The 8,513-nt window shown below is 34.4% G+C and carries 9 protein-coding genes; 7 read left to right on the plus strand and 2 right to left on the minus strand.

What is annotated here, in order from left to right; translation table 11 throughout:
- Positions 1 to 61: 61 nt before the first annotated feature.
- Together BN55_RS05075 and BN55_RS05080 are read left to right on the plus strand one after the other, a co-directional pair.
- Entirely contained in the window at positions 62 to 1,342 is a 1,281-nt protein-coding gene (locus BN55_RS05075; RefSeq protein ID WP_008470830.1) for a replication-associated recombination protein A, read from the plus strand.
- Positions 1,332 to 2,243, plus strand: a complete 912-nt coding sequence (locus BN55_RS05080) for an amidohydrolase family protein (protein WP_008470831.1) — start codon at positions 1,332 to 1,334, stop codon at positions 2,241 to 2,243. The genes BN55_RS05075 and BN55_RS05080 overlap by 11 nt, the downstream gene beginning before the upstream one ends.
- An 82-nt stretch (positions 2,244 to 2,325) precedes the next feature.
- On the opposite strand, the gene BN55_RS05085 is transcribed toward BN55_RS05080, so the two are convergent.
- Positions 2,326 to 4,071, minus strand: a complete 1,746-nt coding sequence (locus BN55_RS05085; RefSeq protein WP_008470832.1) for an oligopeptide ABC transporter substrate-binding protein — start codon at positions 4,069 to 4,071, stop codon at positions 2,326 to 2,328.
- 517 nt (positions 4,072 to 4,588) lie between these two features.
- On the opposite strand from BN55_RS05085, the gene BN55_RS05090 reads away from it, so the two are divergent.
- Positions 4,589 to 5,131: a metal-dependent hydrolase gene (locus tag BN55_RS05090; protein ID WP_008470834.1), complete on the plus strand. Its 543-nt coding sequence runs from the start codon at positions 4,589 to 4,591 to the stop codon at positions 5,129 to 5,131.
- Here the strand turns inward: BN55_RS05090 and BN55_RS05095 are convergent.
- Complete coding sequence (locus tag BN55_RS05095) at positions 5,128 to 5,670, minus strand: TetR/AcrR family transcriptional regulator (RefSeq protein WP_008470835.1); 543 nt, start codon at positions 5,668 to 5,670, stop codon at positions 5,128 to 5,130. The genes BN55_RS05090 and BN55_RS05095 overlap by 4 nt on opposite strands.
- Before the next feature lie 212 nt (positions 5,671 to 5,882).
- On the opposite strand from BN55_RS05095, the gene BN55_RS05100 reads away from it, so the two are divergent.
- The 4 genes from BN55_RS05100 to BN55_RS05115 form a co-directional block, all read left to right on the plus strand.
- On the plus strand, positions 5,883 to 6,062 hold the full coding sequence (locus BN55_RS05100; protein WP_003547962.1) for a 2-hydroxymuconate tautomerase: 180 nt from the start codon (positions 5,883 to 5,885) through the stop codon (positions 6,060 to 6,062).
- Positions 6,062 to 6,514, plus strand: coding sequence for a hypothetical protein (locus BN55_RS05105; RefSeq protein ID WP_008470841.1), 453 nt, complete (start codon positions 6,062 to 6,064; stop codon positions 6,512 to 6,514). The genes BN55_RS05100 and BN55_RS05105 overlap by 1 nt, the downstream gene beginning before the upstream one ends.
- A 277-nt stretch (positions 6,515 to 6,791) precedes the next feature.
- Positions 6,792 to 8,129 (plus strand): DUF2325 domain-containing protein, encoded by a 1,338-nt coding sequence (locus BN55_RS05110; protein ID WP_008470844.1) that lies wholly within the window; start codon positions 6,792 to 6,794, stop codon positions 8,127 to 8,129.
- Positions 8,130 to 8,202: 73 nt separating this feature from the next.
- Positions 8,203 to 8,513, plus strand: a 311-nt coding sequence (locus BN55_RS05115) for a YitT family protein (protein WP_040469304.1), incomplete at its 3' end; no start/stop codon positions are given.

The following is an 8,513-nucleotide window of genomic DNA, read 5'->3' on the forward strand; positions in this document are numbered from 1 at the left end:
ACCAACTGTGCTAATAATTAGGGGTGAGATTTAATTTACTATAAGTAAGCGAGTGAATTCTATGCCAATAAGAAAGCCATTAGCAGATTTAATTAGGCCTAAAGATTTATCACAGTTTGTAGGTCAAAAAGATTTAATTGAAGAAGGGCATCCTCTTTATCAAATTATTAAAAAACATGTACCAATTTCACTACTCCTTTGGGGACCACCAGGAACAGGAAAGACTAGTTTAGCTCAAATTATTGCTCGTGAATTTGACTATCCATTGGCAACTTTTAACGCTTCAATTGATAATAAGGCTAAGTTAACCCAGATCATTAATACATATCCTTATCAATCCTTTGTTTTGTTAATTGATGAGATTCACCGGATGACCACTACGCTGCAAGATTTTCTTCTTCCTTACTTAGAAAATGGACGTATTCTTTTAATTGGGGCAACTACGGAAAATCCTATTATGTCGATTGTGCCAGCAGTGCGGTCACGGTGTCAGATTTTTGAATTCAAAACGTTAAGTGATGAAGATATTGAACAAGTTTTAGTCCATGCTTTAAAAGAAGTCTTTCATTTTAAAGATGAAAATATTGACCGAGAGGCAGTTAAGATTATTGCCATTTCTGCCGATGGGGATTTACGAGTAGCATTAAATCTTTTAGAAACTATTTATGCAGTTAATGAAGATCTTTCAGTTGAAGAAGTAACGCAATTTGTAAAAGGACAACATTTTGCCTATGACCGAAAAGCAACTAAGCACTATGATTACTTAGCTGCCTATTCCGATTCGATGGCCGGTTCTGATACTGACGCAGCTTTGTATTATTTAGCAGTTTTATTAAAAAATGGTGATTTACCTTCAGTAGTCAGGCGTCTGCGTGAGATTCCATATACTTACATTGGCTTAGCTAATCCTGAGCAAGCTACACAGATTGTGATTGCAGCTAATCAAGCAGAGAAAATTGGGATGCCTAAGGCAAAATATCCTTTGATGTTTGCCACAATGCTGATGTGTTTATCGCCAAAGTCAGGTGTTTTCGATGAAATTTGGCAAAAATTAGACGAAGATACTGATCATCCAAGTAATCATCCAATGCCGCGAGGACTTCGTGATATGCACTATAAACATTCTGAAGAAATAACTGGTGGCGGACTAATTGATAATCCATTTGCGCAGCCCTTTCAGATCGCAAAACAAAATTACATGCCTAAAGGGCTTGAAGGAAAAAGATATTATTTTGCCAAAGACAACGCAAGTGAGAAGAAGTTTGAACAGCAGTATTTGAAGCTGCATCAATATATTTATGGTAAGGATTATGATAAAGAAGGTAATAACTATGAAAATTGATGCGTTTGCACATATTTTAACGCCGGAATTTTATCAAGCAATGCTTGATATTGATGCGACAATTCCGCAAAAGTATCCCTTTATTAAGATAGAAACTTTAGCTAATTTAGATGAAAGAATAGCCAAGTGGCCTGATAAAAATACTAAGCAAGTTGTGTCTTTTGCAAATATTAATCCAGAAGACTTTGTTGACGGAGACGAGGCAAGTAAGATTGCCCAATATGCTAATCAAGAACTAGCTGGTATTGTTGCAAATCATCCAAAGTATTTTGAAGCCGGAGTAGGGATGCTAGCTATGAATAACATCCCTGCCTCGCTTAAGATTCTAGAGAATATTGAGAAAAGTCCTTATTTAGTGGGAGCACAAATTTTCACACGTCATTTAGGAAAAAGCATTGCTGATTCGGAATTTGAACCTATTTTATTAAAAGCAGCAAAACTAAATCTTCCATTATGGCTTCATCCTGTATTTGATAATCGTAAGCCTGACAATAATTTAGTCTTTTCTTGGGAATATGAATTATCGCAAGCAATGTTGCAACTAGTTCAAAGTGATATTTTCAAAAAAGCACCCGACTTAAAAATTCTCGTTCATCACGCTGGTGCAATGGTGCCGTTCTTTAGTGGTAGAATTGATCATATTTTAGATCAAGAGCATGCAGATATGTTTAAGAATTTCTATGTAGATACAGCTATCTTAGGTAATACTCCTGCTTTACAATTAGCACTTGATTATTTTGGTATTAATCATGTTTTGTTTGGAACTGATGCACCATTTGCAGTTATGCCAGCAGGAGCTGATAAGATAGTATCTGATGCAATTGAAAATCTTGATATTTCCGATTTATATGATAAGAAGATCTTTGAAACAAATTATTATCATTTTTTAGATAAAAAATAAATAAGAAAAAACTGCCTTTTGGGCAGTTTTTTGGACAAGTTGATATTATTTTTTAGTTAGGAGGAATAAGAAAATATATAGATTATTTGCTAAAGCCAGCTTCGTACCAAAAATCAGAAGATGGTTTATCGCTGTAGCCAGTGATTTTAGAATTTAATGCGGTAATGCTATAAGTGCCACTTAATGGAACAAGATAGGCATTGTCATACATCCATCTTTGCCATTCATGCAATTTTTTAACGCGGTAATCAGTGTTAAAAGATTTTTGTGAATCGATTTGCTCCAGCAATTTATTGTTTTTAGGCGAAACAAAACGTGCAAAGTTATATGGCATTTTTTCTCCAAAGAAGCCAGCTGGTGATGGATCGCTTGGTTCCCAAGCACCTTCTAAGACATCAATTTTTGGATCGCTAGATTTTACTGCATCAACCCAATGGTTAAATTCCATAGGTCGACCGCCTAAAAATTTAACGTTTAGGCCTACTTTTTTAAATTGTTGAATATAGTTAGTCCAGATAGCATCTTGATTTTTACCAGAAGCTTGGACAGCTAAATTGATAACAAGTTTCTTACCATTAGGTTGAACACGATAGGTGCCTTTCTTTTTGTAGCCAGCTTTATCCAGCAACTCGTTTGCTTTTTTCAAATTATAAGAATAATAAGGCAATTGTTTGTCAGAGTACTTGCCAAATTGAGTTGGAATTACTGAGCGAACGCGATATTTCAAATGATGGTAGTAGCGATCGTTGATTTGGTCAGTATTCATTGCATATAGCATGGCCTTTCTCAAGGCAGGATTACCCATTTTTGCATGGGGATTTTGGACGTTTTTACCGAGTTTTTCATCCCATTTACCGACTTTAAAAGCAATGTAGCTGTAAAAGCTAGTTTTTTTGCCAATAAAATTGACGCCTTTTGTATCTTTAAGTTGTGGATATGAAGTATTAGGAACGCCTGCTACATCAAATTTATGACTTTTAATTGCTTGAGCTACGTTTTCAGTACTGATATTGGACATGCGTACGTGAGCAAAATTAGGCTCGCCACGCCAGTAATATGGATTGCGTGACCAAGCAGTAGACTCGCCGTGAACAGTGTTATCTAATTTATAAGGCCCGAAAAATAATGGTTTATTGCGAACTTTTTTATCAGACATTAATTTGTCAAAAGGTACATCTTTTAGATAATGGTAAGGAGCTGCATGGTCCCAGAAAAAGCCATTTTGTACATTTAGCATAGATGGTTTTAATTCTTTGAAATGAATCAAGAGCTTTTTTCCGTTAGGACCATCAGGCATATCTAAACCAGTAATTTTCTTAGCTTTTCCTTCATGATAGTCTGCCATGCCAATGATATTTTCCAAAGAAGAAGTATATTGAGTTGTCTGAACCTTAGGGTTAGCTAGTATCTCGTAGGCAAATTCTAAATCTTTAGCCGTGACTGGCTTGCCATCAGACCAGCGAACATTCTTTTTCAAGGTAATTAGGGCAGTATTGTCATGGCGATTGAGCTTCAGTGTGGCAGCTCCTTTATCAGTGATTTTGAAGTGATCATCGCTAGCAAAAAGACCTTCTTGTCCAGGTGCAGCTGCTTCAATATCATTTTCTTTATCAGCTAGTTCAGCTAAAAAGATACCAGTAAAAGGTGCATCGTTTTCTAAGGCATAAGTCAAAGTGCCACCTTTTTTAATAGGCTTTTTAGGAGTTGCAGTTGAAAAATTATAGTCTGCTTTTTTTAAATCTGCTGACTTGTTACCACAAGCGGTCAAACTAAGCGAGCTAACTCCGACTAGCATGAGGGCAAATAACTTGGATTTTGACATATTCATAAAAATTCTCCTTTCGTCATTAAATCCAGTAACAGTTGACTAAGAAAAAACGCCCATTTAGACCTAAGTCCAAATAGGGCGCTTTTTGCGCGGTACCACCTATATTTACTAAAAATTAGTATCTTAAAAGCGTGCGGTTTATTAATAAACGATACGCTGTCGCTATAAAGGGCTGTCCCTGAAATTGCTTTTAATCACAATTTCTAGCTCAAAGGTGATTTTTAGTAAATATCTATCTTGCTTCTCTCAGCTTTTGAAGCTTCTCTGTATGAAGATGATTTGCTAACTTTCCTTGTCAAAGCTGTTTGTTAATTAGTTTGTGATCATAATCATACTCCACAAAGTTTAGTAAACAATAAGTAAAATGGTAAAAATAAAAAATGAATTTTTTAAAGCAAATTGGGTAACACTGTTATAAGTGGGAAAAAGCAAGCAAAAAAGAGCTATTTAATAAAAAATAGCTCTTTTTGTATGGTACAATGATTCAGAATATATGTTTGGTTGAAAGGAGAAAACAGTGCTAACACGCTCTCATAGACTAACAAGTGTTGCTGTAGTTGAATTTGGTCTAATAGTCAGCCACAATTTTATTACAAATCCAATTGCTAACTTCATGTTGTTATTCGCAACCGCAGTTGGCGCTTCTTTACCAGATATTGACGAATACAATAGTTCTGCCAGTCGAAAATCTTTAATCAATTTTAGCTTAATCTTGCGCCATCGCGGAATAACACATTCTTTGATTGGCTTTCTAGTTTTTGCATGTAGCTTATATTATTTGATGAACAAGTTAATGCCAATAAAATTAGACAATTTTGCGCTGCTTAATTATTGGGCCAGTCTGTGGCTAGGCTTGGTTATTGGTTATTTTCTGCATTTAATAGAAGATAGCTTTAGCCACCAGGGAGTAGATTGGCTAATGCCTTTTTATAAATCTAAGAAGAAACGTAAATTTCTGCATTATAAAGTTGGCGGAATATTTGAACAAATAATTAGTTTTACAGCATATCTTGGCATCATATTAATGTCTTTATATTGGTTTTGGCATGTAATTGGCTAATTATTTGCTAATCGGGTTAAAGTTTCTCTAACTAAATGGGCGTCATAGCTGGTGATTTCATTTTTAACTAGTTGAGCATAGCCTTGAATAAATGCCCAGGTTTGTAAGAAGAAATCTTGATCAGACAGATTAGAATTATTTGCCTGACGAGAAAGAATTGCTATTTTTTTCAATATTGGAACTTCAGTTAGGTTGATGTTTTTATTAATCAAAGAAGTATTACTATTGAAAAATAAAAAGTCCATGATTTGTGGATGACTTTGAGTTTGGTGAACGAAATAATTGGCGATAATTAAGATTTGATCAAAGGCTGATTGATCATCTTTTAAGTTAAGATGCTGCATAAATTGGTCAGAAAGTTCGATGGATACTTTCTTAAATAAGTCATCTTTGCTTTCAAAATGCTTGTAAAAAGCTCCAGTAGTTAAACCGATCATTTTAGTTAATTTACGCAGTGATAAGTCTTGATATCCATTTTGATCAATTACATTCACAGTTTTTTCGATTAGATTTTGTTCAGTCGTATTATTTTTAGCCATTTTGTTTTTCCTCGTTATAACAGTGTTATCAATATAAAAGGATACCATAGTTTAGGCTATTTTTGATGTTTTTAGGAATTTTTCAAACTAAAATTATCATAGATAGAAGATAACTTTGTTATCAAAAAGAAAACTAATATATTTTTTCGCGCAGAAAGAGTAAAATCAAAACTATAAAGCATATTTATTTTTTAGAAATAGGAGGGCAAACTATGCCATTTGTACATATTGAATTAATTAAAGGTAGAAGCGACGAACAAATTACTAATTTAATGAAGGACGTTACTGAAGCAGTTCATAAAAATACTGGTGCTCCTAAAGAACATATTCATGTCATTATCAATGAATTAGGTAAACATTCTTACGGTCAAGGCGGAGAGTGGCGTGCTTAATGAATAAAAAACGCGATTGGGATGTAAAGCGATTAGTCAAATTAGGGATTATTTTTACCTTAATTATGATTGTTTATATTTTTGTTCAAAGTTGGAGTCAAAACGGCTATAGTATTCACGCTTTGCAACAGATGCCGCTGTATATGGCAATTTTATTGTTTGTTACTGAAGTAATTATGAGTGCAATTTTAGGTTTTATTTTTGCAGGGCTTGTGGTAACTCGTCCTATTTGGCATCCAAGTATTAAAAGTTTAGGACAAGGTTTTTTATTAGGAATTGTCTGGACAATAATAGATGTTTTTGGCTTAGGTTTTGGAAATAATTCAAGTTTGACAATAATACAAAATATTTTTTCGTTTGCGAGCTTGCTTGACTTAATAGTTGGTACAATTATTGGTTTTTATTTATTTAGCTCCAAACCGCAAAAAAATAAATCATTAAAAAAGAACTAGCTCAACACGGCTAGTTCTTTTAATTTGACTTATTAATCTTCTTTTTTAGCTTCTTGTAAAGCTTTCATAATTGAAGGATTCTTAGTATGACAATCCTTAAGCATTTGTAAGTCTTCTTCAGTTAATTCAACAGTATATTTAGTCATTTTGTTTGCCTCACTTTAATAATTTACTTTTAATATAGCACATTAAATTTGGCTGACAAGTCTAAATGTAATTTCATTTCTAAAAAGTAAGTCATATAATAATGAATATTGAAGTTAAAAGTGGTGAAAAAATGTTCGACTATCGTAATAATTTAAAGAGAATCTTGAATCAAACTGAAGGCGACGATAAAAGTCTACGCAATAGTTTGAATGCAATTATGCTAGTTTTGCAGATGACTGGTCAAGATTTATCAGCTAGCGAAAGTGCAAAATCGCAAAATACTTCATTAGATGATAAAACAGTTAGTCAGATTCAGACTTTACTGGCGGGATTAACGAATTTAATTGAAAAACCAGGAGATCCTAAAGCAAAACAAACTGCATCTAGCATAATTCATAAGTTGACTTTTGATAAAGAAATTGCAACTAACTTTGGAAAACAATTAGGTAAATTAGATGAAGCAGTTCGTAATTCTGAGAAAACGAGCAATGCAGTAAATCGCAAAATTTTTGAAGAGGCTTTAAAACCTAAAAAGCAAGCTAAGAAAGACTATCGTAAGGGCAGACGCTACACAGTGATTCGCGATTTAATTGGCTGTCAGTTAATTAATGATCAAGGCGAGCACGTTTTTAGTGTGCCCGAAAGCCAGGTTCATCCCTTGGGATTAAAAACTGGCGATATTGTTGAAGCTTTGCCTTCAGCTGATAGTTTAGATAAAGCAGAAGTTTTGCGTGTAGTCGGATTTAAAAAACTTAGAAAAAGATACTACGACGAGATTGAAGATTTCAAATATGGTGTGGTTCAAGGATCAAGTGGCAACTTGTCTGTTTCGCGCAATATTTCTGGTCAGCGCTTAAAAATCAACCATAAGAATGTGATCGTACCAGTTGATTCAATTTATTATCAAAATGGCGACGTTCATCTAGAAGATGGCTCAATTGTTGACTTAGCTTGGTATAGCGGGGATGTTAGATTGAAACGCGATCCTTCACAAGCTGTTCAAGTCCGCTGGATTTATGAAACAGACCAGCCATCACGCGTTGGTAAAAAGCGCAAAAGTGATAAAAGACCAACTAATGAAGTTGAAACTTTAGCAAAACTTGATATGGATTTGCACTATCAAAGAGTCGGTATTGCTATTGGCGATAACCAAAATGAGGCAATTTTAGAAGGAATCGTCAATCGCTACAACGGTATTCCAATTCCCGTCGATGCTTTTGAAGGTAAAAAGAAAGTCATTGAAAATCAAATCAAGGACTTAGATATTGTGATCTTAGTAACTGCCTTTGCGGCTCACGATAGTACTTGGAATATTCGTGAGTTTGCCAGCAAGTACGATGTTAAATTTGCAGTAAGTTCAAGTAAGGGCTATCAATCTTTTGAACGTGCTCTTTATCGCGCAGACCAAGGCTTGCCAGCTTACGAAGGTAATCAAACGATAGATTATAAAGTTAGTTCTAAGAATTAAGCATCTATATTGAGTATAGTATGCAAAGTTATGTAAAATAAAAGTATCACTTATTTTTAGAAAGGACGCTGAAATGACGAATACAATAAAAAAACGTTCTTGGATGAAATGGGTCTTTTTCTTATTAGGATTAGAAATTATTGCTCTTTCAATCAACTTATTTTATGGACCTATTAATATCGCAGCTGGTGGTTCAACTGGAATCTCGATTCTAGTTGATGCAGTGTGGGGAATTAACCGCTCGATCACTGTTTTTGTAGTCAATGTCTTAATGTTAATTCTCGCTGCTATCTTTTTAGGAAGAAAAACCACACAAAATATTGCACTAGGAAGTTTAGTTTTGCCGGTTTTAATGCAGATTACTCCTAGTTTTCAGGCTACTAA

Source organism: Lactobacillus hominis DSM 23910 = CRBIP 24.179 (assembly GCF_000296835.1).
In the GTDB taxonomy this organism is placed as follows: domain Bacteria; phylum Bacillota; class Bacilli; order Lactobacillales; family Lactobacillaceae; genus Lactobacillus; species Lactobacillus hominis.

What these genes read in the sequence shown, in the direction of transcription:
- BN55_RS05075 (WP_008470830.1), top strand. Translation starts at nt 62, where the DNA reads ATGCCAATAAGAAAGCCATTAGCAGATTTAATTAGGCCTAAAGATTTA.
- BN55_RS05080 (WP_008470831.1), top strand. Translation starts at nt 1,332, where the DNA reads ATGAAAATTGATGCGTTTGCACATATTTTAACGCCGGAATTTTATCAA.
- BN55_RS05085 (WP_008470832.1), bottom strand. Translation starts at nt 4,071, where the DNA reads ATGAATATGTCAAAATCCAAGTTATTTGCCCTCATGCTAGTCGGAGTT.
- BN55_RS05095 (WP_008470835.1), bottom strand. Translation starts at nt 5,670, where the DNA reads ATGGCTAAAAATAATACGACTGAACAAAATCTAATCGAAAAAACTGTG.
- BN55_RS05100 (WP_003547962.1), top strand. Translation starts at nt 5,883, where the DNA reads ATGCCATTTGTACATATTGAATTAATTAAAGGTAGAAGCGACGAACAA.
- BN55_RS05105 (WP_008470841.1), top strand. Translation starts at nt 6,062, where the DNA reads ATGAATAAAAAACGCGATTGGGATGTAAAGCGATTAGTCAAATTAGGG.
- BN55_RS05110 (WP_008470844.1), top strand. Translation starts at nt 6,792, where the DNA reads ATGTTCGACTATCGTAATAATTTAAAGAGAATCTTGAATCAAACTGAA.